Here is a 20,334-nt window from a genome sequence, read left to right on the forward strand (position 1 = left end):
TGGGGGGGCGGCACCAGACATCACATCATGGGCCGAGGTTGTTGCGAATGAATGTTTTGATTGTTGAGAGTAACCCCGATCTTGGGCGGGTCTGGAAAAGGCATCTGGAACGGCACGGTGCCGAAGTGACGCTGGTGCCGGGGCAAGAGGCCGCGATTCTTGCGCTCTATGGCCAGGATTTCGATATCATCGTGCTGGATCTGGTACTGGAAACCGGCAGCGCGCTGGCGGTGGCCGATTTCGCCAGCTACCGTCGCCCCGAGGCGCGGGTGATCTTTGTCACCAACACCACATTTTTCTCGGACGGATCGATCTTCGCCCACAGCCCCAACGCCTGCGCCTACGTGCAAAGCGCAACGCCGCCAGAGGATCTTGCGGCGATGGTCGAACATTACGCAGCAGGCCGCTGATCGCGCCTGTGCGGTTCCAGATAGTCCAGCACAGGGTTCACCGGGAGGATACGGTGCGGGTTAATCGTGTCGTGGCTGTAGTGGTAGTGGCGTACGATATGATTCATGTTCACGGTCCCGGCGACACCCGGCCACTGGTACAACTCGCGGGTATAGGCCCATAGGTTGGGGTAATCGACCAGCCGCTGACGGTTGCACTTGAAATGCAGGTGGTAGACCGGGTCAAAGCGGATCAGGGTGGTGAACAGGCGCCAGTCGGCCTCGGTTACGCGGTCACCCAGCAGATAGCGGTTGCTGGCCAAGCGGTCTTCCAGCCAGTCCAGCGTGTCGAACAGGGGGTGGACGGCGGCGTCATAGGCCTCTTGCGTTGTTGCGAAACCGGACTTGTAGACGCCGTTGTTGACGTTTGAATAGATGCGGGCGTTGACCTCTTCGATCTCGTCCCGCATCGCTTTGGGCCAATAATCATCGGTGTTGCCGGTGATCCCGTCAAAGGCCGAGTTGAACATGCGGATGATTTCCGAACTTTCGTTGGAAACGATGGTTTCCTTCTGTTTGTCCCACAGGATCGGCACGGTGACACGGCCCGTATAGGCGGGGTCGGCCTTGGTATAAATCTGATGCGCGAAGTCGAAGCCATAGAGCGTATCCCCGGTCGCACCGTAATCATCCGTTTCGAAGGTCCAGCCCTTGTCCAGCATATCCGGATGCACAACCGAGACCGAGATCAGGTCGCTCAGCCCCTTCAATTCGCGAAAGATCAGCGTGCGGTGTGCCCAGGGGCAGGCGTGGCTGACATAGAGGTGATAGCGGTCAGCTTCTGCCTTGAAACCGTCCGTGCCGGATGGGCCCGCGCTGCCATCGGCGGTCAGCCAGTTGCGAAACTGCGCGGCGCTGCGTTTGAAGGCGCCGCCGGTGGATTTGGTGTCATACCAGGTGTCGTGCCATTTGCCGTCGACCAACAGGCCCATTTGCGCATCCTCCGCTTTTCCATTTCGGCAAACATAAGGTTCTGAAACGGGCCTTCCCACGTCAGGTACCGCGCATCGAGTCTGCGTGGGTGCACAGGCCGGATCGAGTTTTCCGCGCAACAGATTGAAGTGGTGCCGTGCTATGTGACCTCCTTCACTGGATATTTACAATCAATGCCGCACAATGGAGTCCGTTTTCCGGGGGGAATTTATTATGACAACCTATGTTTCTAAGGAGATGAGCGCCGAATTGGATGCGGCGCGAATCGCAGGATTGAAGAAAACCAGCCGCCTTCGCGTAGAGTTCGGCGACAATACCTTTAAAATTCTCAGATTGTGGAAAGATGGTTTCACGGTTGAGGCCGAGACAACGCCGCAGCTGCGCGGGCTGGTCGATATCTACGATGGCGCGCACCACCTGTACCAATGTCTGATCATCGCGGATGACGAGGAGGCGGGCGAGATGCGATACGAATTCAAACGCAGCACCGCCGCCGCCGACAAGGCTCCGCTGGATTTCTACCGCGCGCCGGATGCTCCGATTGCGCTGCTGGGGTACGAGGACTAGGGGCGGATTTCCACCACTGTGCCGGTGGGCGTCAGGCTCCAAAGCCGCGCAATCTCGACATTTGACAGGGCTATGCAGCCCGCGGTCCAGTCTCCGGGCAGGGTCAGGCCTGCGACGCCGTTCGGTTGTCCGTGGATGAAGATGTCTCCGCCCGGATCGATGCCCTGCATTTGCGCACGGTCGATATCTTCGGGCAAGGGGTAGTTGATCCCGAGTGAGAGGTGAAAAGCGCTCTGTGGATTGCGTCGATCGATATGGAAGAGCCCAACGGGGGTCTTGCCGTCACCTTCCTGCTGTTTGTCGCCTTCGGGCTCGAACCCCAGCGCGACATCCGCCTGCATGACAATCGCACCGTCCAGGGATGCGGTCAGTCGGCGGGCGGATTTCTCAATCAGGATATGGTCGATTTGTGTGGCCTCAGGAGCCATGGGCGGCGCAGGAGGGAGTGGCCCGAACCGATGCCAGCCAAACCACGCCGCGCCCATCAGGCCGATCAGCAAGGCAATTCGGGCGATCTGCCGCATGGTCTTATTGCAAATCGGCAAATGCGTGTTTCAGGCGGGTGCAGGCCTCTTCCACGCGCGCGCGTTGGGTGGCGAGGTTGAACCGCTCGAAATTCTCTCCGCCCGTGCCGAACCCGGGGCCGGAGGAGGTGGCGATCCTGGCGTCTTCGCGCAGGCGGCGGACGAACTCATCGTGATCCATGCCGGTGCCTGAATAATCGACCCAGGCCAGATAAGTGGCCTGCAAGGGCATCGACCACAGGCCGGGGATGTCGGCGATGGCCGCGTCGAACAGTTTTCGGTTGCTGTCGAGATGGGCGATCTGCTCATCGACCCAGGCCGCGCCTGCCGGAGAATAGGCGGCGGTGATCATGGCGACACCCAGCGCGCTGGGCGCATAGTCCAGCGTGTGCAGCCGATAGCGCATGGCCGCGCGCAGCTCGGGGTCGGGGATGATCATGTTGCCGGTACGCTGACCTGCGATATTGAACGTCTTGGATGCCGCCGTCAGCGTCACCGTCCACGGCCGCGCATCGGGGGCGGCCACATCCATCGGCACAAACTTGTGGCCGGGATAAACCAGATCGTGGTGAATCTCGTCCGAGACCAGAATCAACCCGTTCCGTTCGGCAAATGCGGCCACGGAGCGCAGCTCATCCGGCGTCCAGACCCGGCCCGACGGGTTCTGCGGCGAGCACCACAGCAACATCTTTTCCGACCCGTTCAAACGCGACTGCGCGTCTTCCAGATCGACGCCATAGCTATCGCCTTCTCGGACCAGCGGGCATTCGACCACGCGGCGGCCGGTTTTATTCACCTTGTAGGCGAACTCGTGGTAGACGGGCGTGAAGATCACCACCCCATCCCCCGGTTCTGTCCAGACGTCCAGACACAGGGCGATGGCATTGCCCAGCCCCTGCGACGTCAGCGCCCAGTCGGTGTCGATTTCCCAGTTGTGCCGGTTCTTCATCCACCACTGGACCGAGGCCAGATAATCGGGGTGGGTCCATGAATAGCCAAAAACGCCGTGATCGGCCGCTTCGCGCACTGCCTCGATCACGCAGGGCGCGGTGGCATAGTCGGAATCGGCCGTCCACATGGCCAGCCCGTCCTGTGGCGACACGCCGTACAGGTCCTCCATCTTGTCCCATTTGGAACTGTTGGTTCCGCGGCGGTCGGTCAGGTCGTTGAATGTCATGTCTGCTCCGTCTGTTGTGGGGAAAGCTAGCCACAATTGCAGCAGGCGCAAGGGGGGCGTTGCGGCGGGGGGCGGGATGGCCTACATCAAGCCCATGAAACGCAATATCCTGATCCATCCCGACCCCCGTCTGAAGAAGGTCTGCGCCCCGGTGGCCGACCTGTCGGACGAGCTGCGCAAACTGGCCGACGACATGCTGGAGACGATGTATGACGCCCCCGGTATCGGGCTGGCGGCACCGCAGATCGGAGTGCTGGATCGGCTGATCGTAATGGACTGTGTCAAGGAAGAAGGCGGGACCCCGCGTCCGTTGGTGATGATCAACCCGGAGGTCATTGCGTCCTCGGACGAAACCAACGTCTATGAAGAAGGCTGCCTGTCGATACCAGAGCAATTCGCCGAGGTGACCCGGCCCAAAGTGGTCGATGTGACGTGGATGGATCGCGATGGCAATTTGCAGCAGGAAACCTTTGACGGGCTTTGGGCGACCTGCGTGCAGCATGAGATCGACCACCTGAACGGCAAGCTGTTCATCGACTATCTCAAGCCGCTGAAACGCCAGATGATCACTCGCAAGATGCAAAAGCTGAAACGCGAACAGGCCCGCGCATGACCGTCCGTACCTGCCTGCCCTGGCCCGACAATCGCCTGCGGACCAAGGCCAAGGACGTGGCCGAGATCACTGACGACATCCGCGCCATCTGGGACGACATGATCGACACGATGGAGGCGATGCCCGGCGTTGGCCTCGCCGCCCCTCAGATCGGGGTGATGCTGCGACTGGCGGTGGTGGATGGCTCGACCGAGCGGGGCAAGGCGGTGCGGTTGGCGAATCCTGAAATCCTGCACAGCTCAATCGAACTACGCGAGCATGAAGAGGCCAGCCCGAACCTGCCCGGCGTGTCGGCCAAGGTGAAACGCCCCCGCGCGGTGACGGTGAAATTCCTGAATGAGCAGGGCATGATCGACCGCCGCGATTTCGTGGGGATCGAGGCCACCAGTGTGCAACATCAGATCGACCATCTGAACGGTCGGATGTATTTCGACCGGCTGAGCAAAGTCAAACGCGACATGCTGCTGCGCAAAGCCAAGAAACAGGGGTGACCATGCGCGTTGTCTTCATGGGAACACCCGAGTTTTCGGTTTCGGTGCTGGACGCGCTGGTTGAAGCCGGGCACGAGATTGCCGCCGTTTATTGCCAGCCTCCGCGCCCGGCTGGGCGGGGCAAGAAGGACCGCCCGACGCCCGTTCATGCGCGGGCCGAGGCACTGGGTCTGACCGTCCGCCATCCGGTTTCGCTGAAATCCCCCAAGGAACAGGCGGCCTTTGCCGATCTGAAAGCCGACGTTGCGGTGGTCGTGGCGTATGGGTTGCTGCTGCCGCAACCCATTCTGGATGCGCCCACGCATGGCTGCCTGAACATCCACGCCAGCCTGCTGCCGCGCTGGCGCGGGGCCGCGCCGATTCATCGCGCGATCATGGCGGGGGATGCGCAGACCGGTATCTGCATCATGCAGATGGAAGCCGGGCTGGACACCGGCCCCGTGCTGTTGCGGCAGGCCACCGATATCGGGCCACAGGAAACAACGGCGCAGCTGCATGATCGGCTGGCGCCCATGGGGGCCGATCTGATCGTCGAGGCTCTGGGCCGTCTGTCGGAACTGACACCCGAGCCTCAGCCCGTGGACGGCGTCACCTATGCCTCGAAAATCGACAAGGCCGAGGCGCGGGTGGACTGGACCTGCCCCGCTGTTGAGGTTGATCGCCAAATCCGCGGCCTGTCGCCCTTTCCCGGTGCCTGGACTGAGATTTCGGGCGACCGGGTCAAGCTGCTGGCCTCGGCATTAGCCGACGGGCAGGGGGCACCCGGAGAGGTTCTGAACGACTCACTCCGCGTGGCCTGTGGCGAGGGGGCGATTGACCTGTTGCGCCTGCAGCGGGCAGGAAAGGGTGCGCAGGATACCGAAACCTTCCTGCGGGGCTGGCCGGTTGCGGCCGGAACCCGCCTGAGTTCGGAGTAAGCCAGATGTTCATGGTCCTGATGGGCACCGTCGTGATTGCCGGTATCGTGGGCTACCTGTCCGAGAAAACCGGGTTCACCCACAATGGATACCTGCCCTCGATCATCATTTGTGTGGGCGGTGCCTTCCTGTTCTATTTTGTCCGCATCATGTTCGGCATTAGCTTTGGCCCCCCCGGCCTGAACGCTGTGATCTCATCCATCGGCGCGCTGATCATCGTGCCGACGCATTGGAGGAAATAACGTGCCCGTCATCGCCCTGATCGTTATCGGAGCCGCCGCCGGGTTTCTGGCCACCCGCCTGATGCGGATCGAGGCGGATATTCCCACGACCATGCTGATCGGTATTGCTGGTGCGCTGGTGGGTGGGTTCCTGTTACGCGCCTTGATCACTGTGGCGGGCTGGCTATCGGGCTTTGTTGGCGCCGTACTGGGTGCGTTGCTGGTGATCTGGATCTGGCAGACCTACCTGCGTCGCTAACCTCTTGACCAAAGGGCTGAATACCGGCCAGATCGCTGAACCGTTCAAGCCGAAAGATGCGCCATGCCTTACGATCTGAACTCTGGTGACGTCGCCCTGATGGGGGTGCCGCTGGATTTGCACTCTTCCTTCCTGCAAGGGTCGGCCTTTGCGCCGGGCCGCATTCGTGAGGCGCTGCATTCCGGAGCTGCCAACCTGACCGCCGAGGATGGCACCGATCTGGGCGCGACCGACCGTTTCAAGGACACGGGCGATCTGGATGTGTTCGAGATGGCCGGACAGGAACCGATCGACCGGATCGAAACCGAGGCCGCCGCCCGCATCGCAACCGGTGCCCGGCTGTTGTCGCTGGGCGGTGATCACTCGGTGGCCTATCCGCTGATCAAGGCCCATGCCGAGCGGTATGAGCGGCTGAATATCCTGCATATAGACTCGCACCCCGACCTCTATGACAGTCAGCAGATCGGCCCACTGGGCCATGGCTGCCCCTTCGCGCGGGTGATGGAGACCTGTCAGATCAACCGTCTGGTTCAGGTCGGCATCCGCACGATGAACAAGCACCAGCAGGAACAGGCCGACAAGTTCGGGGTCGAGGTGATCGACATGCAGAACTGGCGCCCCGATCTTGAGATCAGTTTTGACGGCCCGGTCTATCTGTCGCTTGATCTGGACGCTCTGGACCCGGCCTTTGCGCCGGGCGTGTCGCACCACGAACCCGGCGGGCTCAGCACGCGTGAGGTGATCAACCTGATCCATCGGTTCAAAGGGCAACTGGTCGGCGCGGATATTGTCGAACTGAACCCGCACCGCGACCCTTACGGGATGACCGCTATGGTCGCGGCCAAATTCGCCAAAGAGATTGGCGCGCGGCTGTTGTCACGCTGAGCTTAGCGTTCGTCGCAGATAGCGGGGGCTCCAAGGCGCGGTGCCCTGTTGGTGGTCAGGTCGTACTGATCGGCCTCGGCTGCGGTCATCCAGTGCATTCCATCGGTGGGCGCGGCGTCTAGCGTGTACCAGTAGAACGCGTCGCCAACGCTGATATCTTCGTAATAGTCGAGATAGATGCCATGCTCAGGGTCATCTGCTGGAATTTCGGTGGCGACGTTGTTTCTGCCGCCCCAGCTGTGGACGCCAACACAGGCCCCGGGTTCCAGGACGCGCCGATTGCCCGCCAGAAACAGGTCAGTTCCGCCCGAGGCAACCATCCCATCCGAGGGAACACGCGTGTCAAACCCCTTCTCGCGAACGACGCGCGAGAAGAGGACGTTGGAATCGTCATCCACCGAACCCTCGATATATTGCAGCACAAGGGTTTTGATCTGCGGGTTCTGCCGGGTGACCTCATCAAAAGCGGACAATGTTGTGTGGTCGATGGTGCCGACAACCACAATCTCATCGCCTTGCACCTCAAATCGGACGGGTTCGTAGTGTTCGGCGCAGGCGGTCAGAAGAACGAAACCTGTTGCGATGAAAGTCAACGGCTTTTTCATTCTCGGGCTCGACCTTTCTCAATTGCGCGGTGGGCGGCTTTTGTAGACGGGCAGTTGCCAGCCAAACAGCAATGACCCGGCCCGCAAGGCCCAGCAGGTCAGCGCACAGGCGGCCAGCGCAACAAATTCCTCAAACCCAAGAAGGTTCGCCACCACGGCAGTCAGCGCCCCTGCAAACGCGCAGGAGACATACAGTTCGCCTTGTTTCAGAACCAATGGTACCTCGTTGCAGACCACGTCGCGCATCAGCCCGCCCAGACAACCCGTGGAAATGCCCATCAACACGACAATCACACCCGATTGGTCTAGTGACAGCGCGGCGCCCGTTCCGGCAGCCACGGCGACGGACAGGGCGAAACTGTCCAGCCAGACCAGCCAGTTATAGCGGCTTTCGACCAGGTGGGCGGTAAAGAACACCAGCACCGCCGCAGCGACGGCGATGAGGATATAGTCGGGTTGTCCGACCCAGAAAACCGGATGCCGGTTCAGCAGCAGGTCCCGCACCGTGCCGCCGCCCACCGCCGTCAGGCAGGCGATAAAGGCAAACCCCACCAGATCCAGCTGCGCTCGGCTGGCCACCAAAGCGCCGGTCAGGGCAAAGACCAGGACCGAGGCATAGTCCAGCAGGGCCAGCCCGCTCACGTCTGCGCCTTTTTCGGCTTGAAAGGGGCCATGCCCGCGCGGGCGAGTTCATCGGCTTTTTCGTTTTCGGGGTGGCCCGCGTGGCCCTTGACCCATTCCCAGGTCACATCATGGCGGGTCTGCGCCTCATCCAGCCTTTGCCACAGATCGACATTCTTGACGGGTTTCTTGTTCGAGGTTTTCCAGCCGTTCCGCTTCCAGCCGAAAATCCAGCCGGTGACGCCGTTTTTCACATAAGCGCTGTCGGTGACAACGGTGATCTTAGACGAACGCTCCAGCGTTTCCAGCGCGCTGATCGCGGCCAGCAACTCCATGCGGTTGTTGGTGGTCTCGGCTTCGCCGCCCTTCAGCTCGCGCTCTTTCAGGACTTTGTCGCCGTCTGTCGCGCGCAGCAGCACGCCCCAGCCGCCGGGGCCGGGATTGCCGGAGCAGGCGCCGTCAGTGTAGGCGAAAAGCTCAGGCATGGGCCAGCACCAGAATGAACCCGTCATAAGACCCGGCCAGACCGGTGCCCATGCCGGTGGTGATGCGGTCGATGGTGAAGCCTGCCTGCTCCAGTGCCTCTTCGATCTCGGTTTGTGAGAAATAGGTGTAGTAGCGATCCAGTTCGTCGCGATGCTCGCCCGTGCCCAGCTTCAGGCCGAGGAAAAAGATGCCCTCGGGTTTCAGCGCCCGGTGAATTGCCGCCAGATGGCGGGGGAAGTCTGCGCGTGGGGCGTGCAGCAGGGAAAAGCTGGCATAGATGCCGTCATATTCGGCCTCTTCGGTGACATCGTCAAACGTGCCCAGATGCGCATCGACACCGTTTTCCCGCGCGTGTTCGACAAAGGCGGGGGTCGCGTCCAGCGCCCGCACCGTCAGGCCTTCGCGCATGAAAAAAACGCTGTCCGATCCGGGACCTGCACCCAGATCCAGAATGTGACCCGAGCCGACGGCCTCGGCAAAGGCCATGCGGGCTTCGATCTGTTCCGGGGGCAGGGGGATCTGAAGATACTCTGCCACGCGGGTCGTATAGGCATTGATGGTTCTTTTGTCAGTCACAGGTAAACTCCAACGGCCAGGCAGGCCAGTACGATGGCGGTCAGCGTCACGCGCAGCCGCAACCACCAGGTTGGGGTCAGGTGCCAATAGGCAAAGAGGGCGTCCAGAACCAGCACCCCGGCAAACCCGTACATCAGGTTGGTGCCAGTGCTGACAGGGCCACCGCCAGTTTTGAAGAACGCCCACAGCGCGGGCAGAACCGACAGCAGATAGCAGGTCGCCGCCTTGCTGCCCGAGGTCTTGGTGGCGAACCCCCAAAGGATCCCCGACATGAAGCTGAGGATTACCGAACCGTAAAACAGCTGGACATACGGCCCCACAAAGCGCGATCCTAGCGTCTGCGTTCCCCAGGCGTGCAGGTCATCACTCAGGTAAGTCAGCGCGCCCCAGATGAACGGGATCAACCCAGCCAGCCCCAGAAATAGCGGGGCCCTTGGAATACCCCTCATGCGGGTTGCCTCAGGACGCGGGGGACTTTGAATTCGACGTTTTCGACGGCGGTCTCGACCAGTTCGACGGTCACGTCGAAATGATCCCGGAATGCATCGATCACTTCGTTGACCAGCACTTCGGGGGCCGAAGCGCCAGCGGTAATGGCGACGGATGATATGCCTTCCAGCGCCCGCCAATCTATATCGGTCGCGCGTTGCACCAGTTGCGCATAGGTGCACCCGGCGCGCGAGGCGACCTCGACCAGGCGGCGCGAGTTTGACGAGTTTGGCGCGCCGACAACCAGCAGAGCATCCGATTTCGGAGCAACGGCCTTCACGGCCTCTTGCCGGTTGGTGGTTGCGTAGCAGATGTCTTCCTTGTGCGGGCCGACGATGGCCGGGAACCGGGCCTCGAGCGCGGCCACGATATCCTTGGTGTCGTCCACCGACAGGGTGGTCTGGGTGACATAGGCCAGTTTTTCCGGTTCGCGCACCTGCACGGTGGCCACATCTTCGACGGTTTCGACCAACAGAACCTCACCGTCGGGCAATTGGCCCATGGTGCCGACCGTTTCAGGGTGACCCTTGTGGCCGATCATGATCATCTGCAGTCCGGCATCGGCGTGGCGCTGGGCTTCGACATGGACTTTTGAGACCAACGGGCAAGTGGCATCGACATAAATCATCTCGCGCTGCGCGGCTGTGGCGGGCACGGATTTCGGCACGCCATGGGCCGAAAAAATCACCGGGCGGTCATCGGGGCATTCGTCCAGTTCCTCGACAAACACCGCACCCTGCGCGCGCAACCCGTCGACGACAAATTTGTTGTGCACGATCTCGTGGCGCACATAGACAGGAGCGCCCCATTTCTGCAGCGCCATTTCGACGATCTTGATGGCCCGGTCCACACCGGCGCAAAAGCCACGCGGCGCGGCAAGGTAAAGGGTCAGGGGGGGCTTGGTCATGTCGCGGTCTCCATAGGCCACAGGTAAGTCTTTTCCCGGCCCTGGTCCAGACGCCAACTTGTCATTTGCCTGACATGAACAGGTGCTAACCAACAGGTGATTTCAGCACCTATTCATACTTAAAAAGCGCGGCCAGGTTTTCAGAACCTGACCGCGCCTGTTTCATTCCCCCGGTTTGGTGAGTGGTCGGGGTGTTACTGTCCGCCAGCAGCAGCAACGCTGCGCGGTTCCATAGGCATTTCACGCGGAGGCCGCCCGATCACGTCGCGCAGGTCTTCCAGTTCGATGAAGTTGTCGGCCTGGCGGCGCAGCTCGTCCGAGATCATCGGCGGCTGGCTGCGGATGGTCGAGACGACCGACACGCGCACGCCCTGACGTTGCAGGCTGGCAATCAGCGGGCGGAAATCCCCATCACCCGAAAACAGCACAATATGATCGACGCGCGGCGCCAGTTCCATGGCATCGACAGTCAGTTCGATATCCATGTTTCCTTTGACTTTCCGACGCCCCATGCTGTCGGTGTATTCTTTTGCCGGTTTTGTCACCATGGTGAAGCCGTTGTAATGAAGCCAGTCAACCAGGGGACGGATCGGCGAATACTCGTCATTTTCGAGCAGCGCTGTGTAGTAAAAAGCACGAAGCATCTTGCCGCGGCGCATGAACTCCTGGCGCAGCAATTTGTAGTCGATGTCAAATCCCAGTGCTTTTGCGGCCGCATAAAGATTCGAGCCGTCGATGAACAGCGCTAGCCGTTCGTCTTTATAAAACATAAATAGATCCTTCCGGTACAAACCAGCGACACCGGGTGTTAGGTGAGTGAGCTAGAAAATATGCGGCGCGCTGATAATCCTATAATTAGGGCATTTGATGTGTATCGCAAGCATGCAATTCGCCGAATATTGGGAGTCTAATGAGCAATTTTATGTCAGAAGCGGTGATTGCACTGGGCGGAAATCTCAGTTTGAGAGAGTTAGAGCCCAAGGTGACACTTAAAAGGGGAGTTGACGCGATTTTGCGTCACGGGGTGGTGATTCGCACCGTCAGCCGCTTTTTCGAGACCCCTTGTTTCCCGCCCGGCGCGGGGCCGGATTACGTGAATGCGGCCGCTCTGATCGAGACCGACAAGACCCCGGACGAGCTGTTGCAGGTGTTGCACGCGGTCGAGCATGAGTTTGGCCGCGAGAGGGTGCAGCGCTGGGGGATGCGCACGCTGGATCTGGATCTGGTCTGCTACGGCGATCAGGTTCTGCCGGATCGCAGCGTATATGACCGATGGCTGGCCCTGCCACCCAAGGCGCAGACGCGGCAAACGCCGGATCAGTTGATCCTGCCGCATCCGCGCCTGCAGGATCGCGCCTTTGTGCTGGTTCCGATGGCGGATGTGGCCCCAGACTGGCGCCATCCGGTGCTGGGGCGAACCGTCACTGAGATGCTGGCAGAGCTGCCCGCCGAAGATATTGCGGCGGTGACCCCCCTGTGAATGATGCATTTGCGGCATTTCTTGCTTGTCAAGGCGGGGATTCGCGCTTAGATAAACGTCTTCCTGACATGGATTCAGTAACGGAGAGCGCCCCATGGCCCGCGTGACGGTTGAAGATTGCGTAGACAAGGTTCCGAACCGGTTCGAACTGGTGATGCTTGCCGCCCATCGTGCGCGCGAGATTTCTGCCGGTGGCCCGATCACCGTCGACCGTGACAATGATAAAAACCCTGTCGTGTCGTTGCGCGAGATCGCGGACGAGACCCAGAGCGCCGACGAGCTGCGTGAGCGCCTGATCGAGGCCAATCAGACCCAGATCGAGGTCGATGAGCCGGAAGAAGATCAGATGGCTCTGCTGATGGGTGCGGAATCGGACAAGCCGGCCGAAGATGACATGTCGGAAGAGAAGCTGCTGCGCGCTCTGATGGAGGCTCAAGGCCAGGGGTAATCCCCAAAAACGAAGGTGCGGACCGGATGATTTCTGCTGACGACCTGATTGCGCTGGTCCGCAACTACAACCCCAAGACAAATGCCGACCGCATCGCCCGGGCCTATGAGTTCGGGCAGGAGATGCACGAAGGTCAGTTCCGCCACTCCGGCGAGCCCTATTTCACTCATCCCGTTGCCGTTGCCGCCATCCTGACCGAACAGCGTCTGGATGATGCGACCATTATCACGGCACTGCTGCACGACACGATCGAGGACACCAAGGCCAATTACAGCAAGGTGGCCGAGCTGTTCGGCGATGAGGTCGCCAAGCTGGTCGATGGCGTCACCAAGCTGACCAACCTTCAGCTTTCCAGCCGTGAGACCAAGCAGGCAGAGAATTTTCGCAAGCTGTTCATGGCCATGTCCAAGGACCTTCGGGTCATTCTGGTCAAACTGGCCGACCGTCTGCACAACATGCGCACGATCAAGGCGATGCGCCCCGAAAAGCAGATCGTCAAAGCGCGCGAGACCATGGACATCTACGCGCCACTTGCAGGCCGGATGGGGATGCAATGGATGCGCGAGGAACTGGAAGACCTCGCGTTCCGTGTGCTGAACCCCGAAGGTCGTCAGTCGATCATTCGCCGCTTCATCACGCTGCAACGCGAAACCGGTGACGTGATCCACCGGATCACCGGCGACATGAGGCACGAGCTTGAAAAGGCCGGAATCGACGCTGAGGTGTTCGGCCGCGCCAAGAAACCTTATTCGATCTGGCGCAAGATGCAGGAAAAGGATCAGGGCTTTTCGCGCCTGTCCGACATCTACGGCTTCCGTATCATCACCCAGACCGAGGAAGATTGTTACCGCACCCTTGGCGCGATCCACCAGCGCTGGCGCGCGGTGCCGGGCCGGTTCAAGGATTACATCAGCCAGCCGAAATCGAACGGGTATCGCTCGATTCACACCACCGTCTCAGGGCGCGATGGCAAGCGGGTCGAGGTTCAGATTCGCACCCGCCAGATGCACGACGTGGCCGAAACCGGTGTCGCGGCGCACTGGTCGTACCGCGATGGTGTACGCTCGGAAAACCCGTTTGCGGTCGATCCGGCCAAGTGGATCGCGAACCTGACCGAACAGTTCGACAGCGAGGATGATCACGAGGATTTCCTCGAAGCTGTGAAGCTGGAAATGTATTCGGACCAGGTGTTCTGCTTTACGCCCAAGGGCGACGTGGTGAAACTGCCGCGCGGAGCAACGCCGATAGATTTTGCCTATGCCATCCACACGCGCATCGGTCATGCCTGCGTTGGCGCCAAGGTCGACGGCATCCGCGTGCCGCTGTGGACCCGGATCAAGAACGGGCAATCGGTGGACATTATCACCGCTGACGGTCAAACCCCGCAGGTTACGTGGCTTGAGATCGCTGTCACCGGCAAGGCCCGCACATCCATCCGTCGTGCGCTGCGCGAGGTAGACCGCGAGCGTTTCATCAAGCTGGGCAAAGAACTGGCGCGATCGGGATTTGATCACGTCGGTCGCAAGGCCACAGACAAGGCGCTGGACACCGCCGCCAAGCACCTGCGCCTGAAAGACCGGCACGAATTGTTGGCCCGTCTCGGCAGTGCTGAACTGACCGCGCATGAGGTGGTCAGCGCGGTCTATCCCGAACTGGCGCAGGATGAAGGCGATGCCATTTCCCCGCGCCGCGCGGTGATCGGTTTGGAACCGGGCCAGAAGTTTGACCGCGCGCCCTGCTGTCAGCCGCTGCCGGGTGAACGTATTGTCGGTATTACGTATCGCGGCAAGGGCGTGGTCGTGCACGCCATCGACTGCGACCGCCTGTCTGAATTCGAAAGCGAGCCCGACCGCTGGGTCGATCTGCACTGGCACTCGGGCACGCACCCGGCCGCCTATGGCGTCACGCTGGATCTGACCATCGGCAACGATGCCGGGGTACTGGGGCGCATTTGCACATTGATCGGTGAGAAAAAGGCCAATATCTCGAACCTGGAATTCGTTGACCGCAAACCGGATTTTTACCGTCTGTTGATCAGTGTCGAACTGCGCGACCTCGAACAGTTGCATTCACTGATGCTGATGCTTGAGGCCGAAAGCGACGTTGCCGCGGTCGAACGGCATCGGGACAGGGAAAAAACCGCGGTTGCGGCTGGCTGAGAAGGGGTGATCAGGAGTGGTTTTCAAGCGCCGAGACCGACGCTCGCCCATTCGGATCGCTTCGGAGTTTGTCTATCCGCGCGGCGGCTGGACCCGCGCCTTTCACTACGTCAAACACCGTATCCGGCGCCTGCCGGATTCACCTGAGCGCATCGCGCGCGGTGTCGGGGCGGGTGTGTTCACTGCGTTCACGCCATTTTACGGGTTCCACTTCGTCATAGCGGCCCTGATCAGCCGCCTGATCAACGGCAACCTTCTGGCATCCCTCAGCGGTACGTTTTTCGGTAATCCGCTGACCTATGTGCCCATCGGCGTCATCTGTCTGCAAACCGGGAACTATCTGCTGGGCGACGATTTTGACGAAGGTGAAACCCACGGCCTGATGGACAGCTTTTTCAAGGCGCTGAGCGACCTGAAGAACAATTTCATGGCAATGTTCACCGACCGCGTTGCCGACTGGCGCGGCCTTGCCGTGTTTTACGACGAAGTGTTCTTTCCCTATCTGATCGGGGGCATCTTGCCGGGGCTTCTGGCGGGGGTCATCTGCTATTACCTCAGCCTGCCGGTGGTTCGCACCTACCAACAGCGCCGTCGCGCCCGGATCAAGGCGAAATTCGAGGAAATCAAACGGTTGGCGGAAACCGAACCTGCCGTTCCTGTGGCGAACCCGCTAAATTCAGAGCGGAAATCGGAAAAGGAAATAAGCGATGTCTGACAACCCCCTGCGTCTGGGTGTAAATATCGACCACGTGGCCACGGTGCGCAACGCTCGTGGCGGCGCTTACCCGGACCCGCTGCGTGCTGCCAAATTGGCGGAAGAGGCCGGGGCGGATGGCATCACCGCCCATCTGCGCGAAGACCGCCGCCATATCTCGGACGCTGATATCGACGGTTTGATGGAAGTTCTGTCGGTGCCGCTGAACTTTGAAATGGCGGCCACGCCCGAGATGCAGCAAATCGCACTGCGCCACAAACCGCACGCGGTCTGCATCGTGCCCGAAAAGCGCGAGGAACGCACTACCGAGGGCGGGCTTGAGGTCGCGCGCGAGGAAAACAAGCTGGCCCACTACATCGCACCGCTGCGCGAGGCAGGTTGCCGCGTGTCCATCTTCATCGCTGCCGATCAACGCCAGATCGAAGCCGCCCACCGCATCGGGGCCGAAGTGATCGAACTGCACACCGGCGCCTATTGCGATTCCCATGCCGAGGGCCGCACGGACGAGGCCGCGCGCGAACTGGAAAGCCTGCGTGACATGTCCGCCTTTGCCCACTCACTGGGGCTTGAGGTCCACGCCGGGCACGGCCTGACTTACGAAACGGTGCAGCCCATCGCGGCATTCCCCGAGGTGCGTGAACTGAATATCGGCCACTTCCTGATCGGCGAGGCGATCTTTCGCGGCCTCACCCCGGCCATTGCCGAGATGCGCCGACTGATGGATGAGGCGCGCGCATAATGGCACGAGTGATTCCTGCACCCACAACAAAAGCGACAATAAAGTTTGACCACGTCACTTACGTGGGTCTCGTCTTTGCGGTTTTGGTGGCCTTTTCCATCGCCAGGCGCGTTTTCGAATTTGATCTGCCTTTCCCGCTGATGCCAATGAGTGTCGCACTTGTGGCAGCGGCGTTCTTTTACGGGGTATGGGCCGGTCGGACCGGCAAGCATTGCGACCCTTCGTTGAAAAGCTGGGTTATTGCCAGAAAAATGGTTCTGACCGGGCTGTGCATCGTATTGGGGCTTTTTCTGTTTCAGGTTTTCGTGTTGGGTCTTTGGACCCTGATGGCTGACGGAACAGTGTTGATCGGATATTCCGTCCAGATCGTTGTCGTCGGTTTTGTCTCATTCGTTTTTTGTCGATTTGCTTTCATGCTTGGCGTCAAAAGGGGCTTTGCGGTGTTTCTGAAAAAGAACCAAAGCGCATGATCCTCGGCATCGGTACGGACCTTGCTAATATCGACCGCATTCAGGGCACGCTTGATCGGTTTGGCGACCGATTTCGCAATCGCGTTTTCACCGACACCGAACAGGGCAAGGCCGAACGTCGCGCCGATACGGCGGGGACTTACGCCAAACGCTGGGCCGCGAAAGAGGCGTGTTCCAAAGCGCTGGGTACCGGCCTGCGCATGGGTATTTCGTGGAAAGACATGGCAGTCACCAACCTGCGCACGGGTCAGCCGGTCATGCACGTCACCGGCTGGGCCGCCGAACGCCTGAAAGAGATGACGCCCGACGGGCATGAGGCGATCATCCACGTCACCCTGACCGACGACCATCCTTGGGCGCAGGCCTTCGTGGTGATCGAGGCCCGGCCGCTGCAAGATCAGGGCGCACAGCCTTGACTTGCCCCCCTCCGCCCCGCATGTAGCACCCCAACAACCCAAGGACCGGAGAGCAGTATGGCCGAGGACGTCAAAACCGGAAATCCCGTATGGGAGACGATCAAAACCATCGTCTACGCCCTGCTGATTGCGGGTGTTTTCCGCACACTGTTCTTTCAGCCGTTCTGGATCCCCTCGGGGTCGATGAAAGAGACCCTGCTGATCGGGGATTTCCTGTTCGTCAACAAGATGGCCTATGGCTATTCCTACGCGTCCTGCCCCAGCCTGATCATTCCTCGCATCGGTTTGGACATCGACGCCGAGGATATCTGTGGCTGGATGCAGGGCGACAACAATTCCCGCTTTCTGGGCGGAGAGCCCGTGCGCGGTGACGTCATCGTCTTTCGCCACCCCGCTACCGGGCGCGACTATATCAAGCGCCTGATCGGTATGCCGGGCGACCGTATCCAGATCCGGGCTGGCCAGATCATCCTGAACGGCACGCCGGTGCCGCAACAGCCCGACGGTGTCTTTACCGAAACGTCCGCGCCGCAAGGCCCGCAACGCTTGCGCCCGCGCTGTGAAAACGGCCCGGTCGGCGTTGGTGGTGCCTGCGAGAAAACCCGTTTGATTGAAACCCTGCCCAATGGCGTCACGTACGATGTGCTGAATATTGGAAACCAGGCGTCCGACAATACAGGCATCTATACCGTACCCGAAGGCCACTATTTCTTCATGGGTGACAACCGCGACAATTCCAGCGACAGCCGCCTGCCGCTTTCCGCTGGCGGTGTGGGGTATGTGCCGTATGAAAACCTGATCGGTCGGGCCGACCGGATCATGTTCTCATCCGCAGGCCGGTCGATGCTGTTCTTCTGGACATGGCGCGGCGACCGGTTCTTCAAGGCAGTCAATTGAAGCTCTCGGCCGATATAAAGGCGTTTCAACAGCGTTTGGGGTATGAATTCACCACCCCCGAACTTCTGGTGCGCGCCTTGACGCACGGGTCTGTCTCGTCGGCCACGCGACCCGACAACCAACGGTTGGAGTTTCTGGGTGACCGGGTTCTGGGCCTCGTCATGGCCACCGCGCTGCTTGAGGCCGACAAGAAAGCCTCGGAAGGTCAGCTTGCCCCCCGTTTCAATGCGCTGGTCCGCAAAGAGGCCTGCGCCGACGTCGCCCGCCAGATCGATCTGGGCGCGGTGCTGAAACTGGGCCGGTCCGAGATGCTGTCAGGTGGCCGCCGCAAACAGGCCCTGCTGGGTGACGCGATGGAGGCTGTCATTGCCGCCATCTACCGTGACGCCGGGTTCGAGGCGGCGCGTGACGTGATCCTTGCGCTTTGGGGGGACCGCATCCACACGGTTGAGGCCGATGCCCGCGACGCCAAGACCTCATTACAGGAATGGGCGCAGGCGCGGGGGCAGAAACCGCCCAGCTATGTCGAGATCAAACGCAGCGGTCCGGACCACGCACCTGTCTTCACCATCGCCGCCCGCCTGCAGGACGGGACCGAGGCGCAGGCAACTGCAGGATCAAAACGTCAGGCCGAACAGACTGCAGCCAAGGCCTTGCTTGAAAGCCTGCCAAAGTAATCCCCCCGGTTCGCCACGGATTCTTTCTTCATCTGGCCAAAAATATCCCGGGGGTGAGCCCGGATGAAATCCGGGCGAGGGAGCTGGCCCCCTGCCGGTCGGATTGGCGCAGCCAGTCCGAAACTCAAACCACCCGGATGAACCCGGTCAACCCGGTTTTCTGATGCTCGATCACATGGCAGTGGAATGCCCAGTCTCCGCGATTGTCTGCAACCAGGGCGATGTCCACAACCTCATCCTTCAGCAGCAACATCGTGTCTGTCATCAGCGGCGGCAAGCTGCGCAGGTTTGATTTCAACGGCAAGAAAGCCAGCCCGTGCAAATGGATCGGATGCAGGTTCGGAGACTCATTGCGCAGACGTAGGACATAACTTTTGCCCCTCTCCAGCGTCGCCAGCGGACCGACCCCCTGTGCCGCGTCACCAGGCCAGGGGGTCCGGTTGATGGACCAGAAATTGTAACCCAGCGAGCCACAGAACCCGTTGGTCGGCTCACCGCCTTCGGGGGTCCACCCAAAGACAAATTCATGCAGTTCCGCCGTGCTCAGATCGGGTTCAGCCACCGGGTTTGCGGGCAAGGGGCGCAATTCGCGCAGGTCACGTGCCACAGACGCCCCGACCGCCCGAAAGCTGGTCATCGCCCGATGCGGCTGACCTGGGAATTTTGCCATCAGGTCAACGGTCAGTCCTTCGTCAGAAGGCATTTGAACCGCAAAATCCACTCTTTGCCCCGGGCCAACCAACAGCGGCGCTTCGGCGCTGGGCATTTGCACCTCGACCTCGACCGGGTGGCCGTCCCAGGCAATGATCCGGGCCTCGGCGCCGTGCAAATGGATTTTGTAGATGCGGGTCGTGTCCGTGTTGACCACCCGCAGCCGCACCAGTCCGCCAGCCGCGTGATCATAGATCGGCCCGTCCAGCCAGTTTGCCGTCTGCACGTTGCCGAATGTTCCGGCCCGTGCTGCCCCGCGTGCCGTGTAGGCTGGCAGGAAGACCCCGTCCTCATCCAGCCGGAAATCGCGTAGGTTGACCACCTGCTCGCTGTCAAACCCGGGGTCTTCAGCCTCGGCAACCACCATAACGCCGGTCAGGCCATGGGCCATCTGCTCCATCGTCATGCAATGGGGGTGATACCAGTAGGTGCCCGCATCCGGAGGCCTGAATTCATAGTCGAACACTTCACCCGGCCCGATTGGCATCTGGGTCAGATAGGGCACCCCGTCCATACCGTTGGGAATGCGCATCCCGTGCCAGTGCATCGCCGTGTAGTCGGGCAAGGTATTGCGCACCGGCAGCCGCATCACTTCGCCCTGTTTGCCATAAAGAACCGGGGGCGGCGCATCCGGCGACAGGCTGACCATACCGGTGGTGACGCGCTCGCGCAGGGCAAAGCTGGCCGGTTGGACGACCAGTTCCTGAGCGCCAGCTGCCAATTCGATTCCACCCAAGCCCAACGCGCCAGCGGCGGCGCCGCTGCCCAAGAGAAACTCACGACGTTTCATTGTTGCCTCATAGAAGGGTTGCGGCCTGGCTGGCTCTGGCGCGGCGTGATGCGGTTCTGCCACCGTAACCTCATGGCTGCAATGCGACAAATCCCTCTGGTCCAAAGGGTCA

The 20,334-nt window shown here is 60.7% G+C and carries 28 protein-coding genes; 17 read left to right on the plus strand and 11 right to left on the minus strand.

The features are described from left to right. Positions 1-47: 47 nt before the first annotated feature. Positions 48-410, plus strand: a complete 363-nt coding sequence (locus ACOQFT_RS15135) for a response regulator transcription factor (protein ID WP_170328338.1) — start codon at positions 48-50, stop codon at positions 408-410. Here ACOQFT_RS15135 and ACOQFT_RS15140 read toward each other — a convergent pair. Then, a complete protein-coding gene (locus ACOQFT_RS15140) occupies positions 392-1,381 on the minus strand; it encodes a glutathione S-transferase family protein (RefSeq protein WP_421598724.1) in 990 nt (329 codons plus the stop codon). The two genes, ACOQFT_RS15135 and ACOQFT_RS15140, sit on opposite strands and share 19 nt — an antisense overlap. A gap of 214 nt (positions 1,382-1,595) precedes the next feature. Here ACOQFT_RS15140 and ACOQFT_RS15145 point away from each other — a divergent pair, with 214 nt between their 5' ends. Then, positions 1,596-1,949: a hypothetical protein gene (locus tag ACOQFT_RS15145; RefSeq protein WP_170400808.1), complete on the plus strand. Its 354-nt coding sequence runs from the start codon at positions 1,596-1,598 to the stop codon at positions 1,947-1,949. Here ACOQFT_RS15145 and ACOQFT_RS15150 read toward each other — a convergent pair. Next, positions 1,946-2,473 carry a L,D-transpeptidase family protein gene (locus tag ACOQFT_RS15150; RefSeq protein WP_421598725.1) on the minus strand — a complete coding sequence of 176 codons (528 nt, stop codon included), beginning with the start codon at positions 2,471-2,473 and terminating at the stop codon, positions 1,946-1,948. The genes ACOQFT_RS15145 and ACOQFT_RS15150 overlap by 4 nt on opposite strands. A gap of 4 nt (positions 2,474-2,477) precedes the next feature. After that, entirely contained in the window at positions 2,478-3,650 is a 1,173-nt protein-coding gene (locus ACOQFT_RS15155) for a MalY/PatB family protein (protein WP_421598726.1), read from the minus strand. 94 nt (positions 3,651-3,744) lie between these two features. Here ACOQFT_RS15155 and def (ACOQFT_RS15160) point away from each other — a divergent pair, with 94 nt between their 5' ends. From def (ACOQFT_RS15160) to speB, 6 genes are all read left to right on the plus strand, one after another. Further along, a complete protein-coding gene (def, locus tag ACOQFT_RS15160) occupies positions 3,745-4,263 on the plus strand; it encodes a peptide deformylase (RefSeq protein ID WP_421598770.1) in 519 nt (172 codons plus the stop codon). Further along, positions 4,260-4,754, plus strand: coding sequence for a peptide deformylase (gene def / locus ACOQFT_RS15165; protein WP_421598727.1), 495 nt, complete (start codon positions 4,260-4,262; stop codon positions 4,752-4,754). Before def (ACOQFT_RS15160) ends, def (ACOQFT_RS15165) begins: the two co-directional genes overlap by 4 nt. A gap of 2 nt (positions 4,755-4,756) precedes the next feature. Then, positions 4,757-5,671 carry a methionyl-tRNA formyltransferase gene (gene fmt, locus ACOQFT_RS15170; RefSeq protein WP_421598728.1) on the plus strand — a complete coding sequence of 305 codons (915 nt, stop codon included), beginning with the start codon at positions 4,757-4,759 and terminating at the stop codon, positions 5,669-5,671. 5 nt (positions 5,672-5,676) lie between these two features. Continuing rightward, on the plus strand, positions 5,677-5,913 hold the full coding sequence (locus tag ACOQFT_RS15175) for a hypothetical protein (protein ID WP_170328331.1): 237 nt from the start codon (positions 5,677-5,679) through the stop codon (positions 5,911-5,913). A 1-nt stretch (position 5,914) separates the two neighbouring features. Beyond that, on the plus strand, positions 5,915-6,151 hold the full coding sequence (locus ACOQFT_RS15180) for a GlsB/YeaQ/YmgE family stress response membrane protein (protein WP_421598729.1): 237 nt from the start codon (positions 5,915-5,917) through the stop codon (positions 6,149-6,151). 63 nt (positions 6,152-6,214) lie between these two features. Next, positions 6,215-7,036 carry an agmatinase gene (gene speB / locus ACOQFT_RS15185; protein WP_421598730.1) on the plus strand — a complete coding sequence of 274 codons (822 nt, stop codon included), beginning with the start codon at positions 6,215-6,217 and terminating at the stop codon, positions 7,034-7,036. Positions 7,037-7,038: 2 nt separating this feature from the next. Here the strand turns inward: speB and ACOQFT_RS15190 are convergent, their stop codons facing one another. The 7 genes from ACOQFT_RS15190 to ACOQFT_RS15220 all read right to left on the minus strand — a co-directional run bounded on the left by ACOQFT_RS15190 (position 7,039) and on the right by ACOQFT_RS15220 (position 11,490). After that, complete coding sequence (locus tag ACOQFT_RS15190) at positions 7,039-7,641, minus strand: alpha/beta hydrolase (RefSeq protein WP_421598731.1); 603 nt, start codon at positions 7,639-7,641, stop codon at positions 7,039-7,041. 18 nt (positions 7,642-7,659) lie between these two features. Continuing rightward, complete coding sequence (locus ACOQFT_RS15195) at positions 7,660-8,283, minus strand: trimeric intracellular cation channel family protein (protein ID WP_421598732.1); 624 nt, start codon at positions 8,281-8,283, stop codon at positions 7,660-7,662. Then, a complete protein-coding gene (gene rnhA / locus ACOQFT_RS15200) occupies positions 8,280-8,747 on the minus strand; it encodes a ribonuclease HI (RefSeq protein WP_170448019.1) in 468 nt (155 codons plus the stop codon). The genes ACOQFT_RS15195 and rnhA overlap by 4 nt, the downstream gene beginning before the upstream one ends. Next, on the minus strand, positions 8,740-9,324 hold the full coding sequence (locus ACOQFT_RS15205) for a class I SAM-dependent DNA methyltransferase (protein WP_421598733.1): 585 nt from the start codon (positions 9,322-9,324) through the stop codon (positions 8,740-8,742). The genes rnhA and ACOQFT_RS15205 overlap by 8 nt, the downstream gene beginning before the upstream one ends. Then, positions 9,321-9,773 carry a DUF3429 domain-containing protein gene (locus tag ACOQFT_RS15210; protein WP_421598734.1) on the minus strand — a complete coding sequence of 151 codons (453 nt, stop codon included), beginning with the start codon at positions 9,771-9,773 and terminating at the stop codon, positions 9,321-9,323. Before ACOQFT_RS15210 ends, ACOQFT_RS15205 begins: the two co-directional genes overlap by 4 nt. Then, a complete protein-coding gene (gene ispH, locus ACOQFT_RS15215; protein WP_421598735.1) occupies positions 9,770-10,720 on the minus strand; it encodes a 4-hydroxy-3-methylbut-2-enyl diphosphate reductase in 951 nt (316 codons plus the stop codon). The genes ACOQFT_RS15210 and ispH overlap by 4 nt, the downstream gene beginning before the upstream one ends. A gap of 194 nt (positions 10,721-10,914) precedes the next feature. Then, on the minus strand, positions 10,915-11,490 hold the full coding sequence (locus ACOQFT_RS15220; RefSeq protein WP_058283597.1) for an NYN domain-containing protein: 576 nt from the start codon (positions 11,488-11,490) through the stop codon (positions 10,915-10,917). Positions 11,491-11,630: 140 nt separating this feature from the next. On the opposite strand from ACOQFT_RS15220, the gene folK reads away from it, so the two are divergent. The 9 genes from folK to rnc all read left to right on the plus strand — a co-directional run bounded on the left by folK (position 11,631) and on the right by rnc (position 18,721). Continuing rightward, complete coding sequence (folK, locus tag ACOQFT_RS15225; RefSeq protein ID WP_421598737.1) at positions 11,631-12,200, plus strand: 2-amino-4-hydroxy-6-hydroxymethyldihydropteridine diphosphokinase; 570 nt, start codon at positions 11,631-11,633, stop codon at positions 12,198-12,200. Positions 12,201-12,294: 94 nt separating this feature from the next. After that, the gene (gene rpoZ / locus ACOQFT_RS15230; RefSeq protein WP_170380450.1) at positions 12,295-12,648 is read left to right on the plus strand and encodes a DNA-directed RNA polymerase subunit omega; all 354 of its coding nucleotides are present in this window, start codon (positions 12,295-12,297) and stop codon (positions 12,646-12,648) included. A 26-nt stretch (positions 12,649-12,674) separates the two neighbouring features. Next, positions 12,675-14,807 (plus strand): RelA/SpoT family protein, encoded by a 2,133-nt coding sequence (locus tag ACOQFT_RS15235; protein WP_421598738.1) that lies wholly within the window; start codon positions 12,675-12,677, stop codon positions 14,805-14,807. 16 nt (positions 14,808-14,823) lie between these two features. After that, positions 14,824-15,522: a DUF2062 domain-containing protein gene (locus tag ACOQFT_RS15240; protein ID WP_421598739.1), complete on the plus strand. Its 699-nt coding sequence runs from the start codon at positions 14,824-14,826 to the stop codon at positions 15,520-15,522. Further along, a complete protein-coding gene (locus ACOQFT_RS15245) occupies positions 15,515-16,261 on the plus strand; it encodes a pyridoxine 5'-phosphate synthase (RefSeq protein ID WP_421598740.1) in 747 nt (248 codons plus the stop codon). The genes ACOQFT_RS15240 and ACOQFT_RS15245 overlap by 8 nt, the downstream gene beginning before the upstream one ends. Before the next feature lie 146 nt (positions 16,262-16,407). Then, complete coding sequence (locus ACOQFT_RS15250) at positions 16,408-16,731, plus strand: hypothetical protein (protein WP_421598741.1); 324 nt, start codon at positions 16,408-16,410, stop codon at positions 16,729-16,731. Beyond that, the gene (gene acpS / locus ACOQFT_RS15255) at positions 16,728-17,147 is read left to right on the plus strand and encodes a holo-ACP synthase (protein WP_421598742.1); all 420 of its coding nucleotides are present in this window, start codon (positions 16,728-16,730) and stop codon (positions 17,145-17,147) included. The genes ACOQFT_RS15250 and acpS overlap by 4 nt, the downstream gene beginning before the upstream one ends. A 57-nt stretch (positions 17,148-17,204) precedes the next feature. Continuing rightward, positions 17,205-18,044, plus strand: coding sequence for a signal peptidase I (gene lepB, locus ACOQFT_RS15260; RefSeq protein WP_421598743.1), 840 nt, complete (start codon positions 17,205-17,207; stop codon positions 18,042-18,044). After that, entirely contained in the window at positions 18,041-18,721 is a 681-nt protein-coding gene (rnc, locus tag ACOQFT_RS15265; RefSeq protein ID WP_421598744.1) for a ribonuclease III, read from the plus strand. Before lepB ends, rnc begins: the two co-directional genes overlap by 4 nt. Before the next feature lie 124 nt (positions 18,722-18,845). On the opposite strand, the gene ACOQFT_RS15270 is transcribed toward rnc, so the two are convergent. After that, positions 18,846-20,222, minus strand: coding sequence for a multicopper oxidase family protein (locus tag ACOQFT_RS15270; RefSeq protein ID WP_421598745.1), 1,377 nt, complete (start codon positions 20,220-20,222; stop codon positions 18,846-18,848). Positions 20,223-20,334: the final 112 nt, after the last annotated feature.

The sequence above is a fragment of the Ruegeria sp. MALMAid1280 genome (assembly GCF_049195285.1).
Classification (GTDB): Bacteria; Pseudomonadota; Alphaproteobacteria; order Rhodobacterales; family Rhodobacteraceae; genus Ruegeria.

What these genes read in the sequence shown, in the direction of transcription:
- ACOQFT_RS15135 (WP_170328338.1), top strand. Translation starts at nt 48, where the DNA reads ATGAATGTTTTGATTGTTGAGAGTAACCCCGATCTTGGGCGGGTCTGG.
- ACOQFT_RS15140 (WP_421598724.1), bottom strand. Translation starts at nt 1,381, where the DNA reads ATGGGCCTGTTGGTCGACGGCAAATGGCACGACACCTGGTATGACACC.
- ACOQFT_RS15145 (WP_170400808.1), top strand. Translation starts at nt 1,596, where the DNA reads ATGACAACCTATGTTTCTAAGGAGATGAGCGCCGAATTGGATGCGGCG.
- ACOQFT_RS15150 (WP_421598725.1), bottom strand. Translation starts at nt 2,473, where the DNA reads ATGCGGCAGATCGCCCGAATTGCCTTGCTGATCGGCCTGATGGGCGCG.
- ACOQFT_RS15155 (WP_421598726.1), bottom strand. Translation starts at nt 3,650, where the DNA reads ATGACATTCAACGACCTGACCGACCGCCGCGGAACCAACAGTTCCAAA.
- def (WP_421598770.1), top strand. Translation starts at nt 3,745, where the DNA reads ATGAAACGCAATATCCTGATCCATCCCGACCCCCGTCTGAAGAAGGTC.
- def (WP_421598727.1), top strand. Translation starts at nt 4,260, where the DNA reads ATGACCGTCCGTACCTGCCTGCCCTGGCCCGACAATCGCCTGCGGACC.
- fmt (WP_421598728.1), top strand. Translation starts at nt 4,757, where the DNA reads ATGCGCGTTGTCTTCATGGGAACACCCGAGTTTTCGGTTTCGGTGCTG.
- ACOQFT_RS15175 (WP_170328331.1), top strand. Translation starts at nt 5,677, where the DNA reads ATGTTCATGGTCCTGATGGGCACCGTCGTGATTGCCGGTATCGTGGGC.
- speB (WP_421598730.1), top strand. Translation starts at nt 6,215, where the DNA reads ATGCCTTACGATCTGAACTCTGGTGACGTCGCCCTGATGGGGGTGCCG.
- ACOQFT_RS15190 (WP_421598731.1), bottom strand. Translation starts at nt 7,641, where the DNA reads ATGAAAAAGCCGTTGACTTTCATCGCAACAGGTTTCGTTCTTCTGACC.
- rnhA (WP_170448019.1), bottom strand. Translation starts at nt 8,747, where the DNA reads ATGCCTGAGCTTTTCGCCTACACTGACGGCGCCTGCTCCGGCAATCCC.
- ACOQFT_RS15210 (WP_421598734.1), bottom strand. Translation starts at nt 9,773, where the DNA reads ATGAGGGGTATTCCAAGGGCCCCGCTATTTCTGGGGCTGGCTGGGTTG.
- ispH (WP_421598735.1), bottom strand. Translation starts at nt 10,720, where the DNA reads ATGACCAAGCCCCCCCTGACCCTTTACCTTGCCGCGCCGCGTGGCTTT.
- ACOQFT_RS15220 (WP_058283597.1), bottom strand. Translation starts at nt 11,490, where the DNA reads ATGTTTTATAAAGACGAACGGCTAGCGCTGTTCATCGACGGCTCGAAT.
- folK (WP_421598737.1), top strand. Translation starts at nt 11,631, where the DNA reads ATGAGCAATTTTATGTCAGAAGCGGTGATTGCACTGGGCGGAAATCTC.
- rpoZ (WP_170380450.1), top strand. Translation starts at nt 12,295, where the DNA reads ATGGCCCGCGTGACGGTTGAAGATTGCGTAGACAAGGTTCCGAACCGG.
- ACOQFT_RS15235 (WP_421598738.1), top strand. Translation starts at nt 12,675, where the DNA reads ATGATTTCTGCTGACGACCTGATTGCGCTGGTCCGCAACTACAACCCC.
- ACOQFT_RS15245 (WP_421598740.1), top strand. Translation starts at nt 15,515, where the DNA reads ATGTCTGACAACCCCCTGCGTCTGGGTGTAAATATCGACCACGTGGCC.
- ACOQFT_RS15250 (WP_421598741.1), top strand. Translation starts at nt 16,408, where the DNA reads ATGAGTGTCGCACTTGTGGCAGCGGCGTTCTTTTACGGGGTATGGGCC.
- acpS (WP_421598742.1), top strand. Translation starts at nt 16,728, where the DNA reads ATGATCCTCGGCATCGGTACGGACCTTGCTAATATCGACCGCATTCAG.
- lepB (WP_421598743.1), top strand. Translation starts at nt 17,205, where the DNA reads ATGGCCGAGGACGTCAAAACCGGAAATCCCGTATGGGAGACGATCAAA.
- ACOQFT_RS15270 (WP_421598745.1), bottom strand. Translation starts at nt 20,222, where the DNA reads ATGAAACGTCGTGAGTTTCTCTTGGGCAGCGGCGCCGCCGCTGGCGCG.